This is a genomic window from Desulfoscipio gibsoniae DSM 7213 (genome assembly GCF_000233715.2).
Taxonomy (GTDB): Bacteria; Bacillota; Desulfotomaculia; order Desulfotomaculales; family Desulfallaceae; genus Sporotomaculum; species Sporotomaculum gibsoniae.
This window is the reverse complement of sequence record NC_021184.1, coordinates 733,556-755,413: the sequence shown is the minus strand read 5'-3', so window position 1 is coordinate 755,413 and position 21,858 is coordinate 733,556. Positions and strand designations below refer to the sequence as shown.

Below are 21,858 nucleotides of genomic sequence, written 5' to 3'. Positions count from 1 at the left end.
TATTTTACCACATTCCCGCCAAAGGTCAATATTTTTATTTTCAGTGGAAGCTTGGGGGAAGCAGGTCAGCCAAATTTTCAACCAACGGTGCTCCTGACGGTAAAGCACCTTTTACAGCCCGCTCCCAGGGCATGCCCAGCACGGGTTCCAATATTGCTATGGCACCCCGATCGTCCCGGGTGCGGATCAGCCGGCCGCATCCCTGTTTTAATCTCAGGGCCATTTCAGGATAATCCACCATAGTCACCGGATCAAGCCCCTGCTCTTGTACCTCGCGCCTGCGGGCTTCGATCAGCGGGTCCCGGGGCGGAAAAGGCAGCTGCCAGATCACCAGCAGAGACAGCGCCTCACCTGGTACGTCTATTCCCTCCCAGAACCCGGAGCCAACCAGCACCGAGGAGGTATCTTCCCTAAATTTGCGCATCAAATAACCACGCTCGGCGCTGTCCTCCCAAAGAAATTGAAAGGGAAAACTGTACCCATGAAAGGCCATTCTAATTTTGCGAACCTCCGACGGAGCATTGGTCAACACCAGCGCCCGGCCTTCCCAGAGCCGCAGCAAATATTCCAAGCGTTTCAAAGCCAGAGAAAACCAGTTTACCTGGTGGTACTCGGAATTGCCATGAGCCGGAACAAGGTCTTTTTCATGATTCTCGGATTTGCCTGGAGCCGAAGCACGGTTTTCCTCGTGATTCTCGGATTTGCCTGGGGCCGGAACACGGTTTTCTTCGCAGCACACCGGGTAGCCTTGAGCCAGGTATACCAGAACCTGCTTATCATATTCAAAGGAACTGTCCACGGTTGAGCTGGACACTCCGGGCAAGCCAATGATGCGGGCAAAGTAGCTGAAATCCCCAGCGTTGCTCAGGGTCGCCGAGGAAAACACCACGGGCAATCCCTTGTCCAGGAGATGTTTTTTTAATAACCCGCTGAGATCACGGGGCACCACCCAAAAGCTGCCGTCCCCCCGGTCCACCCAGGCTATGGTATCCTGGCCCCGGTTTCGGCCAAGCCGGCGCAGAGCTGCAACCGCCCGTTCAACCCTGCCCTCATAGGCCTGCAGCCGGGTATCGGAAAGAGATTGGATGTGCAGCTCCTGCTCGTTCTGCAGTTGCAGGTGCAAAGTGTCCAGGGCACGCCGCATGGTGTAGGCTGCTTGAAGCAGTTCATCATTTACCTGAACGGCCAGCCGGTCACTCCGCTCATCCTGGATGGTCATGCTGTGCAATAATTCAAAAAACCGGTCAGTGGCCGCCTCCAGGGCCACTGCGGCTGAGAGCAGGGATGTCCTGGCCCCCTGTATCCGTTCGAAGGATAAGATCATGCTGTTAATATCCGCCTGGACAATCTGCCGGCCTGCCCTCATGGCCGCGGGCAGCATTATTTTATGGCCCTCGTCGAAAATGACCGCCGAATAAGCAGGTAAAAGGGGCAGCTTTCCGTCGGCAATTCTTTCTTCCCTCGTCCATAAATCTTCAAAGAAAATGTCATGATCACAGACAATCAAATCCCGGGCTGCCCGGTAATGCTCCCTGGCCTTAATGGGCCTGCAAAATCCCCGGGTTGAGCATGTCTCGCAGGGCATAGTCTCATCCCAGGCTACCTGAGCCCACACCCGGTCAGGCACCCGGGGCATCTCGGAACGTTCGCCCCGGACGGTCTCCCCGGCCCAGCCGAGCACCTGGCTCAGGGCTTTATCCGGCTGACCGAAAAATGGATTATTAAGCCGGTCAACCTTTGCATCGCAAATATACTGCCGCGAATCCTTGGCCATACGGGCGTCGCTAGCCAGTCCCAGCAATTCCGATAATTTTTCTATATCTCCTCCTGGCCCGGCCAGCTGCTCTTGAAGGGCCGTTGAAGCACAGGCGATTACGACAGGCTTACCTTTATACCTGGCATAGGGAACCGCAGTAAGCAGATAAGCAAAGGTCTTACCGGTGCCCAGTCCAGCTTCCGCCAAATGCACCTTTCCCTTGCACATGGCACCAGCCAGTCGAAAGGCTGTAAAGATTTGTTCCTCACGTATTTCATAACCGTGCTCCGGCAGCACGTCATAAAAAACCTGCCCAATCCACTGGGCAAGGCCGGCCGAAAATTCCGCTTCGCCACGGTACGCAAAGGGTACACGTGTTCTTACCTGGGGGGCTATACCGATCACCGCTTTCGATTAATATGATATCCAGTACATCAGGTAAGATAGGAACGTCTTGGTTTTACCAGGGTATCTTTCCCGCTGGCGACCTCCATCATCAACAAAAAGATTTCTTACCTTATATTATTTACATTAACTCCCAAACTAAACTTTTTAATTGGCATATCTTTTGTGACAACCACCATGCCTCTTATATTGTGAACTACCCCTCCCTTCGCTCCGCTCAGGAAGGGGCTTCCATGAGCAAAACAAAGTTACGGAGTTTCCTGGTTCATAGTAGGTCCTTACTGCAACCTAGCTCCCCAGGCATGTGACCGCCGTCCCAGCGGCACAGTTTTTTGAACTATGATGCTTTAGACTTATGTAGAATATTTATTGCTGCATTGGAACTTATATTAACAACCACTGACATGGGGAAAGCAAGGGAATCGCGACTATACTTGCCCCTTGCTTTCAAGATCTTCCCGACTATAATTGAAAAAATCTTTCTTCATAAGTGTTGCGAAATCAGAGGTTAGTAAACACTGAAACTTCATCAGCAATGGCGGCATAGGCCGGCCTGTTGATTCCTTCAGCCATTCTTTTTACCTTAACCAAAGCATTAATGTATGCTCTGGCGCTGGCCTCGATAACATCAGTGCTGATACCCCTGCCCACTACCAGTACTCCATCGGCACAGCGCACCTTTACCGTGGCCTCGCCCAGGGCCTCCTTGCCCCGGCTGACGGACTGTAAAGTATAATCTTCCAGAGTCACGGGCTCACCCACCAGACGGTCAATGGCTCTGATAACAGCGTCCACCGGTCCGTTGCCGCAGGCGGCATCCGTGGTCATATTACCGTCCAGTTCAAGGGTAACTGTGGCGGTCGCCCTGGAAGCCCCGGCAGTGGTTACAGAAATATTATTTATATTAATATTGCTGCCTTCCGAAACGCTATCCCCCATAAGAGCGTGTAAATCCTGGTCGAAAACTTCCCCCTTTTGATCGGCCAGTTGCAAAAAGCTTTGATACAGGGTCTCCAGGTTTTCCTGTTCCGGATAATAGCCCAATTCCTCCAACCTGTGTCTGAAGGCATGCCTGCCTGACCTGGCGCTTAAAACAATCCTGTTCTTGGGCACCCCCACCACTTCCGGGTTGATTATTTCATAAGTAGTCCTCTCTTTTAATACACCGTCCTGGTGAATGCCGGAGGCATGCATAAAGGCATTGCCCCCCACTATGGCCTTATGGGCGGGCACCGGCACGCCGGTAATCCTGGACACCAGCCTGCTGGTGGCGGAAATTTCCCGGGTGTTCACCCCGGTTTCGATCCCGTAGCGGCTACGCTGGGTATAAATGGCCATGACTACTTCCTCCAGTGAGGTATTGCCGGCCCGCTCCCCTATGCCGTTGATTGTGCCCTCCACCTGGCCTGCCCCGGCCATGATCCCCGCCACAGAGTTGGCGGTAGCCATTCCCAGGTCGTTGTGACAGTGTATGCTCACCACGGCCTTATCGATATTACTGACATGGTTTTTGACATATTTGACCATTTCAGCGTATTCCCAGGGGGTGGCATAACCGACTGTGTCCGGTATATTGACCACTGTGGCCCCGGCTGCTATAACCTGCTCCAAAACCCGGGCCAGGAAGGGGAGTTCACTGCGAAAAGCATCCTCGGCGTAAAATTCAACGTCACTCACGTATTTTTTGGCATGCTTTACCGCCGCCACCGCAGCTTCCACCACCTGGTCGGGGGAAAGCTTCAGCTTTTGCTCCATATGCACCGGGGATACCGCTATACCGGTGTGAATCCTCGGGTACTCGGCCTCCCGCAGCGACTCGGCGCAGCAGTCTATATCATACTCCACCGCCCGGGAAAGGCCGCATACTATCACACCTTTCAGTTCCCGGGCCAGCGTGCGCACCGATTCCAAATCTCCCGGCGATGAAGCCGGAAAACCAGCCTCGATGACATCCACGCCAAGTTTGACCAGCTGATTTGCTATTTCAATTTTCTCATGAACATTTAGTGTTATGCCAAGTGACTGTTCTCCATCCCTGAGGGTAGTATCGAATACATAGAGCCTGCGCATTTATAATCTCCTCCTAGATTTAATTGGTTTAGTTGGTTTAATTGGTTTAGCTGACATTGTTCGCTACCGCTGGTAAGATCACCAAGGTCAGGTTCCATCGCACCACCACCCCCTTGTAAAAAATTAAAAACCCCTCGCCTCAACATATGAGACGAAGGGTTTGCCTCCGTGGTACCACTCAAATTAACGGCACTAAGCCGCTCTCTCTTAAAGGATACGGGATTGATAAAATCCGATACCCCCTTCCTTTTAACGGCGGAAGACCCCGTCCGGACCTACTATCCCCAAGGATTTCGACCGGCAACTCAAGGGAGAGTTCGGCGATGTGCCACTGACCGCCTCGCACCAACCGGCGGCTCTCTGAACCGGCAAAAACCACTTACTATTCCCTGTCATTGTCATTTTGAAATATAATTGTTGATTTTACCAGCTCTATACGTGGATGTCAATAGGTAAATTTGAAAAGAGCAACCTTCCACTACACTTACTGGGCATGATGCTTTTCCATATGAGGGACCAGGGAGTGGGGTTTTTCCAGGCCATGTTTGTTCATGAGCGCGGCATCGCTCATTATATCGCTGGGGTTGCCATCGGCAATCACAGCACCGTTATCCAAAAGAATTACCCGGCTACATACTTCCAACACAAACTCCAGGTCATGGGAAGCAATCAACATGGCATCCTGGGCGGAAACGTTGAGAATATTTATTAACCTGCGCCGGTAGCGAAGGTCCAGGTTGGAAGTGGGCTCATCATAGATGACCAGCTTGGGGCGCATGGCCAGCACCCCGGCCAGAGCCACCAATCGCTTTTCGCCGCCCGACAACTGGTGGGGGGGGCGCTCTGCCAGCTCCTCAATGCCGATGGCGGTAAAGGCCTCCTGTACCCTGGCCTCAACCTCCCTTTTATCAAGCCCCATGTTGGTTGGGCCAAAGGCAACGTCATCTTTTACCGAGGGGCAAAACAACTGGTCGTCCTGGTTTTGAAACATCATCCCCAATTCAGGGCGAAATTCCCCCGTTTTTACAGGCTTGTCATACAAAAGAACCCGGCCTGACGAAGGTTTGATCACTCCACAGTTAAGCATGAAAAAGGTAGTTTTCCCCGCCCCGTTGGGACCGATAATACCTACCCTTTCCCCCTGCCATATTTTCAAGTTGATTTTTTCCAGCACCGGCGGCCGGCCCGGATAATAAAAAGACAACTCGGAGATATCAAGCACCGGCACCGTGGACCCGTGACTGGAGGTTTTAGGGTTTAAGTTATGGTGGCTCATCGATTGATTATACCCCCGTTTGAGAATGCAATAGTAATTCCGCTGTTACAAAAACCACAGCTATCATTATAACAGCTACCAGGCCGGCGTAGCCGCGGGAATAGTTGGGTTGGAAATTTTCTTCAAAGGAGGCCGGCTGGCCGTAACCGCGCAATATCATAGCCTTATAAACCCGGTCCGACTGCTCATAGCTGCGCACTAAAATAGTCCCGGCCAGTGCCGCAAGGGTGGCCATTTTGCGCGGGCTGCTGCGAAAGCCCCGCAGTTTCATGGAGGTTTGCATGGTTTTCAAATCCTTGCCGATCTCAAAAAGATAGCGGTAGGCAAAGAGTGTCATATCCGCCAGTATGAAGGGCAGGCCCAGTGAACGCATGGCCTTGACAGTGGTAAGGAATGGCGTGGTGCCAAAGATTACAAAGCTAACTGTCAAAATGCAAATGAATTTGCTGGCTATTAGAAGAAAATCCAGGCATCCTTCCTGCCTGACCGCCAGGGGTCCCAGCTGCCAGAGTATGGTTTGACCGGACATAAAAGGAAGCATCAGACCCATCATAATTATAAAAAAGCCCGGTATACGCATCCTATCCGACAAAAATGACAAAGGCAGCCCGGTAAAGGCGTACAGCATGATACTAATGGCAAACATTATGGGGACCAGGCGCAGGTCCTGTACAAAGGAAAAGGAAAAAATAAGCACCATCAAGGCAATTATTTTGCACCGCGGATCCCAGCGATGTACCGGTGTGTCCATATAAGCATACTGGTCAAGCTGCAAATTCATTTATCAGCCCTCCAAAACATCGGGTTTTACTTTTTGCAAAAACAAAACCAACATGGCGGTAAAAATTCCCTCGATAATCGCCAGGGGAACATGCGCCAGGGTCAGCGCATAAATGCTGGCCCGCTCCGCCTGCACATCCAGGTGAGCCGGTATAGTGCTGAATAGAATTGTAAATACGGCAACCGTCGCCAGGGCAATGCCCCCGGCCCCGGCTATAAACCCGCATACCGCAAGCACCGTGCGGTTGCCCGCACCGATAACTTTGCGCAATTGGAAGATTTGGTGGGCCAGTAAAGCCGTCACCCCCATTACCGTGGCGTTTACACCAAGCGTTGTCAGACCGCCGTGCTGGAACAGTACCGCCTGAAAGAAAAGCCCGATCAGTATCGCCGGCATGGCAAAGTAACCAAGCACCGCGCCCAAGAGGCCGTTAAGCACCAGATGAACACTGGCCGGAGGGATGGGTATATGAATCCATGATGCCACCAAAAAAGCCGCGGTTAACAGAGAAGCTTTGGGAATGCCCTCACGCGGGTTGCCCTGACGGCTAATTTTCCGCAGCGCATACCAGGTAGCGGCCCCGGCGGTGGCATAACCGCCCAGGCACACAGTGGCAGGCAAAATACCATCGGGTATATGCATTAATTTTTCCTCCTCGCAAAGTATAACGCGGTACCCACCAGTCCCCAGATTACACAGGCGGACATGAGCACTATCTGCATGGTGGTGTAACCTGTGCCCGCAGCAGCCACATCGCTGTCAACGCCAACGGGAACAGGCACCATACCGCCATGCCCGGCAAGGCGAACCTGCACGTCCCAGGTGCCGGGTTTTGCTGGGTCGGGGGTGAATATGTAACGCCCATTTTCATCTGCCTTACCGGTAGTCCAGGGCTTGGCGGGGTTATCAGGAGCATACACAGTAACCTGACCCTCGCTTACCGGCTGACCGGTATCGTATTTGGCCTCTATCTCCACAGCTGTTTTGGTTTGATAGTTAATGTCGACGCCGTGGGCAAAAGCCGCGGCAGGCCAAACCAGCAAAGACACAGCGAGAATGGAAACAAACAATTTTATCCTGTTTATCATAGTAATGCTCCTCGTTATAACGGATTTTAGGTAACAACCCTCACCGGTGGCCTTTGAATAACTAGCAAGTATACCTATTCCCACCGGTTACGGCGGACCGGATACGGCGGGAATAGGTAGCAGTAATGATTAAAACTTCTCTACATGGCAGTGGCCTTCACCCACATGGCCCAGCGTGGGCAGCATGTCCTGCAATTTTTCAAGGTCTGCAGGTGCAAGCATGCTTTCCAGGGCAGCCATATCTACATCAACCCGGCCCTCTTGGGCTAAAGAAGCAAATGGCTCAAAGCCCGGCGCTCCTGTATTCAACTCGTCCTCCAACGGTGTATCGGCATCACCGAAGATATGGTCAAAGTGGAAGGTCATCTCCACATCCGCTGTGCCACCCTCTTGCAATACGCCTTTACGCTCGTCCCCAACATAGTCGCCACCCGTATAATGATACTCTTGCTCGTCTTTAATAGTAAAACTAACAGTTTGTCCTTCTTTTTCCGCAGTGCCCGTTACTACCAGGCTGTAACCCTTGGCGGGACCTTCAGCCGCCCTGGTCATTTTCCACGATACAGCATTATAATGCCCTGCCACAGCGTCCCCGGCTTTGCCCACCAGGATGGGAGCTGCGTTTTCATCGCCCTGGGCTAGGTCCACGGTATGTATTCCCGGCAATGAGACTTTGTTTTGCGCAATCACTTCACCGCCCACATGCGCGTCATAGGGAGGTTCAGATTGATAAGCGGTAACGTCGGAGAGATTAACGTAAACATGGTCAAAGTTAATGGCCCATCCATCCTTGGATACAAAACCTTGCCGTACAAAATCTTCACCATTAGCTGTAAACTGCAGCGTTCCGGTTTTTTGCTCACCCTGCTGCGCCTGTTGGCCCGTTTCATCTGTAGCGCTGGAACCACAGCCGGAAATGGCAAACACTAAAAACATTAACAAAGTCGCAACAGCTAAACTAACAATTTTCTTCATTTTTTCCTCCTTAAAAGCAAAAAAGATCAAGCCCTCTTCCCCCAGGGCTAGATCTTCTTGATCTAATTATTGGATAATGCAATTGCTGTGACCGGTCAACCGTATATAAATCTTCAAAAGGCTTCATGCCTCTTAGTTATTTAATTAATTCTACTACTTTTTTGGCGAAAAATAAATAACTTTTTTGACGAAAGCATGGAACGGTTCTCCCGCTTGCAAAAGAACCGTCCCCTTGCTTCACCCTTGCTTCAATAAAGGACGTAAATTAAGGTTGCCAGCAATATACGGTAAATGGCAAAGGGAACTAACTTAATCCGGTTAATTAATTTCAAAAAGAACCGTATAGAAAGCAGTGCAAATAAGAAGGCGCTAATAAAACCAAGAATAAAAAACGGCAGAGCATCTATGGTAAAATATTGCCAGTTCTTAATAAGGGATAATCCACTTGCCCCCAGCATCACAGGCACGGCCATAATAAATGTAAAATCAGCTGCAGCGCGGTGATTCATGCCAAGCAAGACCCCACCGGAAATGGTAGACCCGGAGCGGGAAAAACCCGGCCATAATCCAATACACTGAAACAGTCCCATTCCCAAGGCTTGTTTATATGTTATCTGATCCACCGTTTCAATTTTCGATGCTTTGGGACGATACCAATCCGCTATAAGCATGAGTATTGCTCCCAGTACAAGGCCAATAATAACTGTTTGGATAGAAAATAAGTATTTATCAATATAATCCTCAAACAAGAATCCCAGCAAAGCAGCTGGGATTAAACCTACAAAAACATGTTTTAAGCTTAACTTTTTAGTATGCAATTGATCATCAGAAACACCCTTTCTAAGACCCAACAAGTCCATAAATCGGGCCTTAAACACAACAACCACAGCTAAAATAGAACCAAGTTGGATAACTACTTTAAAGGTATTGGCGGTTGATGCTGAAAACAATTCCTTTGAATGGAGTAAAATATCATCCACAATTATCATGTGGCCGGTGGACGAAATTGGGGCGAACTCCGTAAGACCTTCAACCATACCTAGAACCAGTGCAACAAACATAACCCATATATCCATTTGGCACCTTCCTAATTGACTTTGTTTTTTTTATACCTATGTATCCAATGATAGGGCCAATTGCATAATTTGTACTCCGTAATCCCAATGCCTTCCCAGGTATTCCCTATTGCTTCTCCCACAGGGGCATTTCTACGGTCACTTTGAATAGATCGCCGTCAATTTCTATTTTAAACCTGCCCCCCTGTATATTGGTCAAGCTTTGGGCAATGGAGAGGCCCAGGCCTGATCCCTCCGTTGTCCTTGATACGTCCCCCCGGACAAAACGTTCAGTCAGTTGTTCAGGCGGGATATCGAGGGGGTTAGCGGATATGTTTTTTACTATTAATACGCCATAGGGATGACTTTCAGCAACATTAATATATACTCTGGTATGGGGTAGTGAGTACTTCACTACATTGGATAAAAGGTTCTCAACTATACGCCACATATGTTTCCCGTCTGCTGATATTAATGTTTTATCTGCTGAAATATGAACATCCAGTTCCGCCTTTTTTATTTTCTCCTCATACTCACCGCACGCCTGCATAACCAGCTCATGCAAGTCAACTTTTTCCGCGCTTACTGCAAGATTCCCGCTGGAAGCCTTGCTTGCTTCAATTAAATCCTCAATCAGCTGTTTTAATCTGGCAGACTTTTCTTCCAGAATACAGAGATATTGATTGGCCTTTTCGTTGTCTAAATCCTCCTGCTTAAGCAAGTCAACATAGTTGATGACCGAGGTTAGCGGCGTTTTTAAATCATGGGACACATTGGCAATAAGGTCGGTTTTCATCCGTTCCCCCTTAACGGCCTCGGCAACAGCTGTTTTCAATCCCCCCTGAATGCTTTGGATGTCTTTTGTAAAATCAGCAAAGGCAACAGATATTTTAGAGTTATCCAACGCATAGTCTAAATTGCCCGCTGATATTTCTTTGACAGCCTCCATGATCTGCGACAGGGACAAAAGTGCCTTGGCTGCAAAATAAATAGCGGCAACGTTAAAGGGGATTATTAAAAAGAGAAAAATAAAAAATCCCCCATCACCAGAAGCGGCAGTTATCGCAAATAAAATGCCGTTTACCAACCCATAACCCAAAAGCAGCAGCAATGCCCAGGATTTAAAAGTTTTTCCATTAAAGCATAAGTCCAAGATTTTATAAATCAATGTGTTTCTGAAAAGTTGCCCGCATTTTATCTGCCTGATCATGGACAGGACATAGGATAAACCTATCAATACATCTATACCAAAAATCAGTGCCATAACAATTAATTCTACGGGAAATAAATATGAAATCTGCGCTACGATGGCTATTGAAATTAACGCGGCAAAAAACACCACCATAGTATACACATCGGTATACAACCTGTCAATAAATGAAAGGTTTATTTCTCCCCCCGGCTCGCGACGTCCCGTGACCATAACCAGATAAATAAAGGCTAAGATTGTTAAGATTATTGATGCTATCAATAAAATGGTTACATTATTTGATAATGCCTTAATTTCAGAATAACTCATGAAATCATCATAAAACACATCGCCCGGCTTTAACGGTTCAATAACTGCAGCATAAACCTCATACTGTGTACCCTCCAACATTTGCATTATATCAGTGCTAATTAAAAAATTTGATTCAAATGTCCCCTGGTTATAATATACATCGGAAGGTTGTTTTTGTATTAAAGCCAGCGCGTCCCCGGACTTAATATTGGTGACTGCTTCTCCCGTACTGGTATTTTTTAAATAGTACGCGAAATTAACTGATTCGGTAAGTTTCTTTTTAATAAAGTAATAACGCTGCAAATTTTTATTAATAATCTCCTTTTCATCGCCCGAAGATTTTATATTTGCTTCACTTTTCAGTTTAACATTATATTCTACGGCATCACTAACCAGCGTGCTAAATTCATTCTTAAACTGATGGGTATCGTAATAACTTTTACTATTTACAGTGTTATGATTATACAACAAAAACAAAGCGCTTCCCACGGCGCTCATTACGCAAAGCCATACAATAATGAAAGCAGCAACCTTTGCCCAAAAAGAATACTTAATACTTTTCAATTTTATATCCAATTCCCCATACCACCTTTAAATATTTCGGTTCCTTCGGATTAATTTCAGTTTTTTCTCTAATGCGCCTTATATGTACCGGAACAGTGTTCTCCGCAGAATATGAAGGCTCATTCCAAACATGTTCATATATTTGTTCTGTTGAAAATACACGGCCCATATTTCTCATCAGGAACAGCATAATACCGAACTCAGTGGCGGTCAGTTTGATGTCCTCCCCATCTACGCGCAATTCCCTGGCTTCCGGGTCAAGTTCTAAACTGCCGGTTTTTAAAATACTGCTATTGGTTGCTAAGCTGCCCAGCGCAGTATAGCGGCGCATTTGGGACTTGACTCTGGCCATCAGTTCCAGCGGGTTAAAGGGTTTGGTCACATAATCATCCGCGCCGAAGTTCAGCCCGGTAATTTTATCCGTATCCTCTGACTTGGCAGACAATATTATAATGGGAACGTTTAACTCTTCACGAATCTTTATAGTTGTTAAAAGGCCATCCAGTTCCGGCATCATGATATCCAGCAGAACCAGATGAATTTTTTGTTCAGACAGTGCCTTTAAAGCTTGAATTCCGGTATATGCCTTTACTACCCCGTAATCTTCCTGCTTCAGGTATATTTCTAAGGCATCAACTATGGCGGTATCGTCATCACAAACTAAGACATTAAGTTTTTCCACTTATATCACCCCACTATATTGTTTTATTCTATTACATAAAATCACCTGCCTTTAGAATAATTTTGGCAGGTTATCTTTACAAAACACTCGATAAAAATCTTAAGACTTTCTTAAGATTTGGGGCGCAGGGTGGTGGGGAAGCAGAGGGACGGTTCTCCTGCTTCCTTTTTCCCCACTCCCCCTTGCTTCCTGCATTTGAGCCGGAATTGTCAGAGGCTATGTGATATACTTAGCTTATAAACCAATTCATACCAATCGGGGTGTTATTATGAGTCGTGATGTTATCATTGAGGTTGTAGTCACTGAGCCGCTGGGCACCAGCTGCCGCAAGCTTATTTATAATGCCGGACTGGCAGCCGAAAAACTGGGTCTGGGAATGAAAATAACCAGTAGTGATAGTCTCGGGGATATCGCCTGGCAGAAAGAAGAGTTAGGCGAACAAATTGTCCCGCCCTTTATATTAATTGGTGAGCTGGTGCTGGGCAAAGATTTCGACCTGGAAAAACTGGAGCAGTTGATCAAAGACCAAAGAGAAGCTAAATCAACATGAGAAAAAAAAAATTAATCTGGAATAGAAAAGTAAAACGACTAGAAGAGTAATACCGAGTGGAAGAGTAATGCTAAGTAGAACAGTAAACCCGGTTATGCTAATGAAAACTAATCAAAGCTAATAGGAGGAAACAAGACATATCAAGGGAGGTTTCTCATGCAAGCGCGGATAGATTGCTTTTACTGCTATTTTAAACAAATTGCCAACTGTATGGACATCGCAGGGATAGAAGAGGATAGGCAGTACCAAATTTTTTTCGACCTTATGGATGACATAAAAAAAATGGACCGTTACAGGACGCCCGCAGAAAACACAACAGAAATGTTAATGAAGTTATACCGGAAAATCGATAATAACGACCCGTTTAAAGAAAGTAAGGAAAAATCCAACACCCTTGCCCTGGAACTTTATCCGGCATTAAAGGACCACCTGCAAAAATCCACCGATAAGCTTTATGACGCTTTAAAAATATCCGTTGCCGGCAACATCATCGACCTGGGCATTCAGAAAGATTATGACCTTGACGCCAGCCTGCAATACAGTTTAAAAGAAGGTTTCTCTAAAAACGATTACCCGAGATTTGTGGAAAAACTGGCTGCCTCGGACAGCGTGATCATTATCGGGGACAATGCCGGGGAAATTGTTTTCGACAGGCTGCTCGTGGAAGAATTAATCCGCCTGGGTAAAAAGATTACATATCTTGTAAAGGATAGCCCAGTATTAAATGACGCCACTATGGATGATGCCCGGCAGGCCGGTATGGACAAAATCGCCACGGTTACCACCACGGGTTCACACTACCTCGGAGCGCCCCTGACCAAAATCTCCGACGAGGTAAGCAAGCTTTTGGAAAAATCGAGCCTGGTAATATCCAAGGGGCAAGCTAACTTCGAGACCTTGGAGCATGAAGAACTGGCCAAAGACAGAATCTTCTTCCTGTTGAAGATCAAATGTGCATGCATTGGCCAAGCAGCCGGGGCAAACTTGGGGGACATTGTGTTTTTCACCAGGTAAAAAGCCGGGAAGCGAGGGCGTATGCCTGGAGGGTGGGAAACAAGAGCGGGAGGCAGCAGCACGGGAAGCAGGGGAACGGTTCCCTTCCCGATCCCGCTGCCGCCCATCCCGCTCCCCCGTTTCCTAGCGTACGTTTATTTTGGTCATCATACCTCCCGGGAACTGGTCGTTGTTTACCAGGTGCTGGTATTCTCTGTCGTACAGGTAGTATTCGCCCGGGGTGGCAGGGGTTAAGATGATATCGATTCTCTGTCCGGAGCCCAGGGTTGTTCCGGTTTTTTCATAGGTGGCGTCCAACGATTGCGTTTTTAACGGCATGCCGTCCTCAGCCACTATCCGCCCCACCAGGTCGCCCAGGTAAAAGGTATGGTTTTGGAAGCCGGCGTTGACGATCCTTAATAATACTCTCTGCCCCACCCGGCAATTTATCGCCGCATCGTAAGGTTGGCTGGATATCTGTTCCTCATTGATTGTATCCGGGAAACTGCGACCGTTGACAACCCAAAAATCCGGTTTAAAATCAAGCATGTCATAGTAAACATTGGGGACTACATTATTATGCATAACAGTATCAATCTCACCTAAAACCAATACTTTCTCCACGTCATAGCCGGAATTGGTATCAGCGCCGTAAGCTGTCTTATAGTTTGGATGCCCCGGAATATTATAGCCCACCGGCCTTACTACAATAATGCCGTAGAGCCCCATCTGGACTTGTTTTTCCGGATTGGTACCGCTTTCATACAGGTAAATGCCCGGTCTTGAAGCTATAAAACTATATTCAACTAAAATGTCTCTATTTTCGTCCAAATAATTAGTTAGGGAGATCATTTTTCCCGCTGCATATTGAGGTTTTACAGGTTCATAGATAAACGGGCCCCAGGGAATTTTTCTTACCAGCACATTTTCCTGTCCCGGAAAAGTTATCGAAATCGGCTCCACTATGGGTTCTAGATAATTACGCATTAACCAAATTAATATTTGATCCCCCGCGGTTGCCTCAATTAGAGGCCCCGGGTACTGCGGTTTATCGGCCAGGGCCTCGGTAAAGCCCCAAAAAGGGATAGCATTCGCACCGGGAAAAGATAAAAATCCGGCTGCCGCTTGAAATATCCTGGCTACTATAGCCATGCTTACTTCACTCCTTTCAAAAAAATTTACCCAATTACCCCAATATCAGGGGCAAGTGACGGATATATTGCCACCATAGTCATCATTCCGCCGGGAAACTCACCCCAGTTGGTAATCTGTAATTCTTCGTGGGAGTGCAGCATAAAGTAATATTCACCCATCTCATTATAAGAAACCACCCCTACCGGTATATCTCCCTTGACCCCCAGATAAGGACTTCCGCTCCACATCGTCCACCCGGCATCCCCGACTCCCATATTCCGTAAATTAGGAAGCACAGTGGGAATGGGATTGCCGGGGGTGTAACCTAAGCCATCCCATTGGTATATTTGGTCGTAGGTCTGACCGACTCCCACCAAAACGGTAAACCTTTTATAGGAAAGATCGGCATTGCCGTTTCTCAGCAGCCGCCCATCCACCGCCACCACCCTGGTATGGGCGCCGTGCGGATGCAGGGGGTGGTTATCAATCCCGGCTCCAATGTATCGCAGCAGTATTTTTTCACCGGGCAGCCCCATAATCATGGCACCGTATGGCTGATGAGGCAAATAATCAACATGATCCATCAACATGGTATCCGGGGCGCAGCGCCCGTTGAGGGTCCAGTAACGGGGCACGTATTTGCTGACCCGGTAGGGCTTGCCGTTCTCCACCGCCTGGTGTAAATCCGGGTCGATTTCTCCGGTGATCAGCAGGTATTCCCGGTCAAAACCCGTGTCTGTCCCGGCACCGTAGGCTGTTTTATACTCAGGGACATCGGGGTTGTAATCGGCGGGCCGCACCACCATGCCCCCGTATAATCCCATGGGCACCTGTTGATAGGGATTAGTGCCGCTTTCGTATAAATAGGTTCCTGGATGGGACGGTGTAAAAGTATATGCCACCGTGCCCCCCGGTTCAGCGTAATTTACAAAAGACAGCAGCCGGTTATTTTTATACTGGGGCTGCACCGGCTGACCCTCCACAGTAACTTGTTGGCCGGGAAAGGCAATGGATACCGGTTCGGCCAGCATATTATGCAAGTTAACCGTGATTGTTTCTCCCTGCCTGGCAATAATATTCGGTCCCGGCAGCTGGGCAGGGCCGGCTGCACTTTTGGCAAAACCCCAAAAATAGATACTATTACCGTCGGGGGTGCTTAAGTAGCCGTCTTTTGCCCAAAGGTTTATTTCAGGCATATTGCTCTCTCCTTTGGATTCCCCGGCGCCTGACTGCCGCAGGCCAGGCACCGGTTACTTTCGTTCATTTCATAAAGGATTGGATAACACCCGTATTTCCGAAACCATACCGCCGAATGTTTTCCCGGCTGTGGTGTTTTTGTTGTAGTTGCGGTTATATAAAGGATAAATTCCCGCCCGTGAGGCATCAAAGATGACATCAGCCGTCTGGCCGGCTGCAATGTAGATGGCGTTCCTCCATTGGCTGATATCTTCACCGTTATACCCGCGCAGCTGCTGGGCATCCACCCCCACCACCTTTAAAGGTATCCCCAGTACTTGAATGCAGTGCTGTTGAAACCCCAGGTTAACAAATCGCAGCAGCACCCTTTCGCCTTCGTAAGCCTCGATAAGAGTGGAATATGGCTGTAGAGGGAGGGCGGGGTCAAGGGCGGGCTGCACCGTATCCGGGTAAGCACGCCCGCTGATTAACCAGTATTCCGGCCTGTATTCCGTCCAGTCAAATTCCTGTACATCCGCCACCGCGCCATGAATTTTAGGATCCAATTCGGTAAGGAAAATAAGCACTTCCCGATCATAAGCAGTGTCAGGATCGTTATAGACAAATTTCATACCCCGTTCTTTTTCCAACTGGGGGCGCACCGTCAGCGGCCCCACCATGCCCATCTGAATATGCTCAACGGGCTCGAAATGGCAGTGGTAAATATAAGTCCCCGGTTCCAGCGGTTGGTAATAATAAGTGAAATCCCTGCCCACCGGCACCGAAATGGAAGCTTCGGGCACGCCGTCCCACAGAGGGATCTGGTTGGGGAAACCGTGCCAGTGAATGGTATGGGTGTCATCCAAATCCGGCCTGCCGGGCAATCCCAGGTTGGTCAGAGTTAAATAAACCTCATCACCCTGGTGCACATCCAATAAGGGAGCCAACAGGGTGGCTTTGCCCCGGTATTCGAATATCTGATCTTCAGGTACCCCGGTAATATCGACAAATCCAAAGATATAATGGCTGCTGCCGTCGGGCATATTCACCCACCCGTCTGTGGCACCGAAACGTTTAATTACTGTAGCCATTTTAAATGCTCCTTTCCGGGTCCGGGGCGGGGAAAACGTATTCGTAGGCCCCGATGTCATAACCGGCACCCCGGGGTCTGGTATTACCGTCGAAATCCGTTCCGGGCGCCTGGTATGTTTCTCCACCCCGGGTAATTTCAGCGGCACCCCGGTCAATAACCAAAGTTGATTCACCGGTCAGGTGATAATCACCGGTTAATTGGGGAACAACGGTCACTATCTTAACCGTTATAAAATCAGGTTCCATATTAAAGGCTACAGCTGTTAGCTCGGTATCATACTCATCTGCAAATACCGGGTCTCCGTAGACATTATTACTGCCGCCGGCATAAGGGAAGGTCAGATTGCAATACCGGGGATCAAGCAGCGCGCCGCTGCCGAACACTTCTATATCCATAACGTTTACAGGCTGCGGGTCACCCTCGGCCCCGACACCGCCTATACCACCCCGGCCCTCGTTAAGGGATTGGTTAAAAGTCCCCGCTCTGTTATCCCAGAAAATATTATTAAACAGCACCGGGTCACTGAAATTGGGCGACCCCGGCCGCACATCATCAAGGTAGGCCTGGAAAGCAGCGCTGTTAAGTTCACTTACCAGCCCCGCGGCATGGGCCAGGCCGTCGCTGTCCTCCGCCGTGGCGGTGGTAATATTCTTGGCCACGGTATTGTTGGCTATCACTACATTGGAGGCATCATCCAGGGCTATACCACCGCCTAAATCAGTGGAAACATTATTGACAATCACATTGTTATAAATATTGATCCGGTAGTCCAGGGGCTGCAGCAGCCGGATGCCGCCACCGTCGTCATTAGCCAGGTTGCCTCTAATCAGGTTGTCGTAAATATCCACTTCCCCCGACCCGGCGGTAAGTGTTTCCGGTGGGACGGGCTGCTCACCGCCCACAAATACACCGGCCCCTTCGTCAAAAGAAGCGTTGAACAGAATACGGTTGTGATGTATTTTCCCACCCGGGCTGTAACCGAAATGGGATATGCCGCCGCCGTACTCAGCCGAATAGTTGCCGCAAATATCGTTATAGGCAATTTCATAACCGCCGGCACCGTTAAAGATCCCCATGCCGCCGGCCAGGCTGATACCGCCGTTATTAAGAATGCGGTTATGGTGAATGTAAATATAATCGTTATAATTATTCCCCACATAGGCTCTGCCGATGGTCATGGCACCGCCGAAACCGCCGCCGTTGCTTTGGATAACATTATTGCTGATGACCAGGTAGCTGCAGTGGGCGTTAATGTACATACCGCCGCCCTCTTCACCGCTGGCCCCCGTGATTTTAAAACCGTCCACCTGGGGTCGGAAAGTGTCACTAAACGCACCTGCTTTGGCAACCACCGTTAGAACCTGCCCCCGGGGAATCTCTTGTGCCTGATCGGGCGCCACCAGTTCCGGCCCGTCAAAATCAATACCGGCCAGCTTATCAATCCATTGCTCTGTATAAGAAAGGAAGAAACGGCCGTCAATAACGGATCCCGCCACCGCCGATCCGTCCGTGCTTATGCCTCCCGGGCCTTTGCCCTGGAGTTTGACGTTTTTATACAGGATGGGGCTTTCATAATATGTTTCCGCCGATACCACGATGATTGTACCGTCGGGAGCACTATCGATGGCCTCCTGAATAGTGCTGTAATCGGCGGTACCATCTAAGGCCACCTCCACTATATTGGGCCAGTACTCGCCCTGCCGGCAAAGGTGGCAGGTGATACCGGACGGGCTGGTGTTACCGGCAGCGTTAGTCACCAGTAACTGAACCGGGCCCGGCCCGGCGGCAGCAAAGTCGTGGGGTACAAGGGCTGTAATCTCCTGGTCAGACCAGGTTAGAATATTAATCTCCCTGCCGTCCAAAGTCACGCTGCCCGGCGCAGTGCCAAACCCTGCGCCCCAAATATCCACCGTCCGGTTCTCAACGCCGGGGTCCGCCACATCCACATGAACACGGCTTACCCTAAATAACTGGGGCGTATTTTCAATAGCCAGGCACTGCGGGGGTTGAGAAAATTGCGCCCCGGGTGTCCCCACAAAGGCGGTGATAGGGAACATAGCCACATCGGCATAGGTGGTTTTGCCGGGCCATACGTCAAATACCAATTTTAGCGTCTGGTAATTGGGGTTATAGTGTTCATTGGGTCTGTCCGGATCGCCCGGGTCATTGCCGATTACCTGGTACATGCCCGGGGCCACCCCCGACGGAGTAGGTACATTGCGGGTATAAGTGGAAGGTAGCAGTACTTCAAAAATGCCGTTCATGTCGGAATGAACCGTGGTTATCAGCCTGCCGGTAAAATCCCGGATGCCCACCGGTGTATTGGGGATACCTCTTTTTTCGCCATAATAAATGAAATCAGGGTCGGTTTCCAAATTAACATCGTCCAATAAAAATCCCACAATGCGACCGGGAGTAGGTACGTCCGTATACAGGAAAAAATCTGCTGCCGCGTTCATCCCGGCCACCACTGTCACGGTTTTCTTGGTAATACTGAAATCCGGCGGCTCGGGGTAGTATGGCGGGGGCGGTACACGCATCAGAGATGGGCTGGTAAATTCGTCCCCCTGGTCCGTATTTACCGAACCTTCCCGGTCAATCGCTTTGTATCCCGCAGGTGGTATCACTTCCACGATATACGTGCCGGGAGGCAGCGGCTCTTCCGCAGCCTCAGGGTGCCCGTAATAAGGATGCCAATAACTCTCAAAAGCATAACCGCCGTCGAAAACACCGGGTCTGATTTGGTTGGAAATATTGGGAACTTCAATACAGCGTTCATCAATGTTGCCGTCGGGATCCATGCAACCCGTGGGATGTTCCCACGCATCAGTGGCCACAACATTGATCAGATCCCCTTGAACCACCTTACCTTCCATATCTGTAACTGTCGCATAAAGGTTAAGGGTTACATTGGGAATACCGGGTTCGTATTCTTCTGCGATGGCATAACGGGGGTCGTTCTCGTTGCGCATGGTAGCATAGATAACCACGCCGGATATGCCGCCGCTTTCTTCCCCTTCATAAAGCCTTTTGCCCCAGTCGATGCGGTTTGTTTTGGCCGCCCAGGTGAGCGCAGCCAGAGTCAAGACACCGTTATAAGTTTGGGAGCACCTGACGTAGTTGCCCCTGGCGTCCCGGCACAAAGCAGCCGGGTTAACCGGGTCAGGTACCGGAATGCCGTAATCCGGAGTTGCTGTGGCCCCGGTAAAAGCCAATCGGGCAAAGCCCACTTCAGCCACGGCAAAACGCTCCAGCTCAAATACTTCGTTAAATGCATACTGGCCATGCATATCCGTGACGGTGCTGTACTGGATACTGCCGTCCTTAAAGCGAGTATTCATCGCCACGTTGGCAATGCCGCTTTCCCCGGGATCGCGAACACCGTTAGCGTTCAGGTCGTTAAATACCGTGCCCTTGATATAGCCGTACCATCTGGGAATGCCGATATCCCCCATAGCAACGGTTTCGCCCGGCTCAACCTGTACGGTGCGGAAAGAAATAATATAATCCAGCGGTTCATCCCAAATAGCCATCTGGTAAGTACCCGGCGGTACGTTATTAATGGTAAAATTACCGTTCACATCGCCGCGACCGGTGTAAACCTGCTGGTCATTGGCCCCGATATCACTCAGCGCAATCCAGGGGCGGTCCACCGGGTTGCCCAAAGTCAGGGGTTTGAAAGGCGGGATAAATTCAATGACCGTAAGTACCCGACCGGTAATTATCCCGGTTTCCCAGGGGCGCGGTGGGCCAAATTCCATCGGCATGACGAACCCGATCCATACCAGGGGCATCATGAACCCTTCCCGGGGGCTGTAACCGTCATTGCCTTCCTCTATCCAGGCATCGATAATATGGGTTCCTTCAATGGTGGTGGTTTGAATCCAATCCGTGCCATCCGGCGGAATAGCCTGCACCCCGTATTTACCTGGGGGCAGGTTATCAATCAGCGCGTCCCCGTTGGCATCTGTAATTATTTTGCCCCCGGTGCCCGGGATAGGGACAGGTTCACCGTTGTTCAAAATCAAATTACCAAACTGGTCCCTTTCGTATTCGGTACCCAGCGGGTGGCCGAAATAATCGACCGTTACCTCACCCACCGCATCCTCAATAACGATATTAAAGCCTCCCAATCCGCTTTCCAGCGGAATATCGTCCTCACCGTTAACCGGGTTGTTATCCTGGAAGACATGCACCCTTATTTTGGACAGCGGCAGTGGGTTGGGCTGCAGTTGAACTTCTACAGTTTTATCTGTACCGTCCATGATCACCCAATTGCCACCCATCTTATAGCGAGGGGCCAGTACCGAAACCAGGTATTTTCCGTCAGGCAGTGCAACCACCGGTATGGCAACGTCCGAAGCCTCCCCCGTGGCCACCACAGGGCTATAGCTGGCACCTGGTTTTAATGAAGGAAATAGACTGGGATCGCGCTCATCCTCCGGGATATCAACCTGGGGGTCACCCACATTATTTTGGTTGACAATGAATTTAAAAGTGGGGATGGGTTCACCGGTAATTACATCTTTAACCACCACAGTAAGGTTGCTTAATTGGAAAACAGGCTCCACTTTTCTAACCTCCTTGAGCCCCGACTGCAAGGAAAGAATATTTCTACATAGTATGAAATGCGTAGCGCATCTGACACCATTTCCCACAGAGGAAGCAAGAAAACCGCCCCCCTGCTTCCCCCCAACCCTTGCCCTACATTCTGGTTTCTTTGTAAAATTTTGTAACACATTGAAGGTTAAGTTAATAT

16 protein-coding genes and 1 other annotated feature are annotated in these 21,858 nt (G+C 49.4%); of the genes, 2 read left to right on the top strand and 14 right to left on the bottom strand.

The window, feature by feature from the left end:
* Positions 1 to 40: 40 nt before the first annotated feature.
* From DESGI_RS25560 to DESGI_RS03450, 10 genes are all read right to left on the bottom strand, one after another.
* Entirely contained in the window at positions 41 to 2,161 is a 2,121-nt protein-coding gene (locus DESGI_RS25560) for an ATP-dependent DNA helicase (RefSeq protein ID WP_006520942.1), read from the bottom strand.
* 501 nt (positions 2,162 to 2,662) lie between these two features.
* Positions 2,663 to 4,231, bottom strand: coding sequence for a 2-isopropylmalate synthase (locus tag DESGI_RS03490; RefSeq protein WP_006520941.1), 1,569 nt, complete (start codon positions 4,229 to 4,231; stop codon positions 2,663 to 2,665).
* A 144-nt stretch (positions 4,232 to 4,375) separates the two neighbouring features.
* Positions 4,376 to 4,636: a binding site (T-box leader), on the bottom strand.
* 79 nt (positions 4,637 to 4,715) lie between these two features.
* A complete protein-coding gene (locus DESGI_RS03485) occupies positions 4,716 to 5,507 on the bottom strand; it encodes an energy-coupling factor ABC transporter ATP-binding protein (RefSeq protein WP_006520939.1) in 792 nt (263 codons plus the stop codon).
* A 7-nt stretch (positions 5,508 to 5,514) separates the two neighbouring features.
* Positions 5,515 to 6,288, bottom strand: a complete 774-nt coding sequence (cbiQ, locus tag DESGI_RS03480) for a cobalt ECF transporter T component CbiQ (protein WP_006520938.1) — start codon at positions 6,286 to 6,288, stop codon at positions 5,515 to 5,517.
* Between the two features lie 3 nt (positions 6,289 to 6,291).
* Positions 6,292 to 6,930, bottom strand: coding sequence for a cobalt transporter CbiM (gene cbiM / locus DESGI_RS03475; RefSeq protein WP_006520937.1), 639 nt, complete (start codon positions 6,928 to 6,930; stop codon positions 6,292 to 6,294).
* Positions 6,930 to 7,376 carry a carboxypeptidase regulatory-like domain-containing protein gene (locus DESGI_RS03470; RefSeq protein ID WP_006520936.1) on the bottom strand — a complete coding sequence of 149 codons (447 nt, stop codon included), beginning with the start codon at positions 7,374 to 7,376 and terminating at the stop codon, positions 6,930 to 6,932. The genes cbiM and DESGI_RS03470 overlap by 1 nt, the downstream gene beginning before the upstream one ends.
* A gap of 129 nt (positions 7,377 to 7,505) precedes the next feature.
* On the bottom strand, positions 7,506 to 8,351 hold the full coding sequence (locus tag DESGI_RS03465; RefSeq protein ID WP_006520935.1) for a hypothetical protein: 846 nt from the start codon (positions 8,349 to 8,351) through the stop codon (positions 7,506 to 7,508).
* Between the two features lie 248 nt (positions 8,352 to 8,599).
* Positions 8,600 to 9,427, bottom strand: a complete 828-nt coding sequence (locus DESGI_RS03460; protein ID WP_006520934.1) for an undecaprenyl-diphosphate phosphatase — start codon at positions 9,425 to 9,427, stop codon at positions 8,600 to 8,602.
* Between the two features lie 106 nt (positions 9,428 to 9,533).
* Entirely contained in the window at positions 9,534 to 11,483 is a 1,950-nt protein-coding gene (locus tag DESGI_RS03455) for a sensor histidine kinase (protein WP_006520933.1), read from the bottom strand.
* Positions 11,458 to 12,153 carry a response regulator transcription factor gene (locus DESGI_RS03450; protein WP_006520932.1) on the bottom strand — a complete coding sequence of 232 codons (696 nt, stop codon included), beginning with the start codon at positions 12,151 to 12,153 and terminating at the stop codon, positions 11,458 to 11,460. The genes DESGI_RS03455 and DESGI_RS03450 overlap by 26 nt, the downstream gene beginning before the upstream one ends.
* A gap of 268 nt (positions 12,154 to 12,421) precedes the next feature.
* On the opposite strand from DESGI_RS03450, the gene DESGI_RS03445 reads away from it, so the two are divergent.
* Together DESGI_RS03445 and DESGI_RS03440 are read left to right on the top strand one after the other, a co-directional pair.
* Positions 12,422 to 12,703 (top strand): hypothetical protein, encoded by a 282-nt coding sequence (locus tag DESGI_RS03445; protein WP_041284757.1) that lies wholly within the window; start codon positions 12,422 to 12,424, stop codon positions 12,701 to 12,703.
* A 156-nt stretch (positions 12,704 to 12,859) separates the two neighbouring features.
* On the top strand, positions 12,860 to 13,717 hold the full coding sequence (locus DESGI_RS03440) for a damage-control phosphatase ARMT1 family protein (protein ID WP_006520930.1): 858 nt from the start codon (positions 12,860 to 12,862) through the stop codon (positions 13,715 to 13,717).
* Positions 13,718 to 13,840: 123 nt separating this feature from the next.
* Here DESGI_RS03440 and DESGI_RS03435 read toward each other — a convergent pair whose 3' ends face one another.
* The 4 genes from DESGI_RS03435 to DESGI_RS03420 all read right to left on the bottom strand — a co-directional run bounded on the left by DESGI_RS03435 (position 13,841) and on the right by DESGI_RS03420 (position 21,670).
* Positions 13,841 to 14,848 (bottom strand): hypothetical protein, encoded by a 1,008-nt coding sequence (locus tag DESGI_RS03435; protein WP_006520929.1) that lies wholly within the window; start codon positions 14,846 to 14,848, stop codon positions 13,841 to 13,843.
* A 26-nt stretch (positions 14,849 to 14,874) separates the two neighbouring features.
* Positions 14,875 to 16,026: a multicopper oxidase domain-containing protein gene (locus DESGI_RS03430; RefSeq protein ID WP_006520928.1), complete on the bottom strand. Its 1,152-nt coding sequence runs from the start codon at positions 16,024 to 16,026 to the stop codon at positions 14,875 to 14,877.
* 69 nt (positions 16,027 to 16,095) lie between these two features.
* Positions 16,096 to 17,097 (bottom strand): multicopper oxidase domain-containing protein, encoded by a 1,002-nt coding sequence (locus DESGI_RS03425; RefSeq protein ID WP_006520927.1) that lies wholly within the window; start codon positions 17,095 to 17,097, stop codon positions 16,096 to 16,098.
* Position 17,098: 1 nt separating this feature from the next.
* Entirely contained in the window at positions 17,099 to 21,670 is a 4,572-nt protein-coding gene (locus DESGI_RS03420; protein ID WP_006520926.1) for an SdrD B-like domain-containing protein, read from the bottom strand.
* Positions 21,671 to 21,858 lie beyond the last annotated feature (188 nt).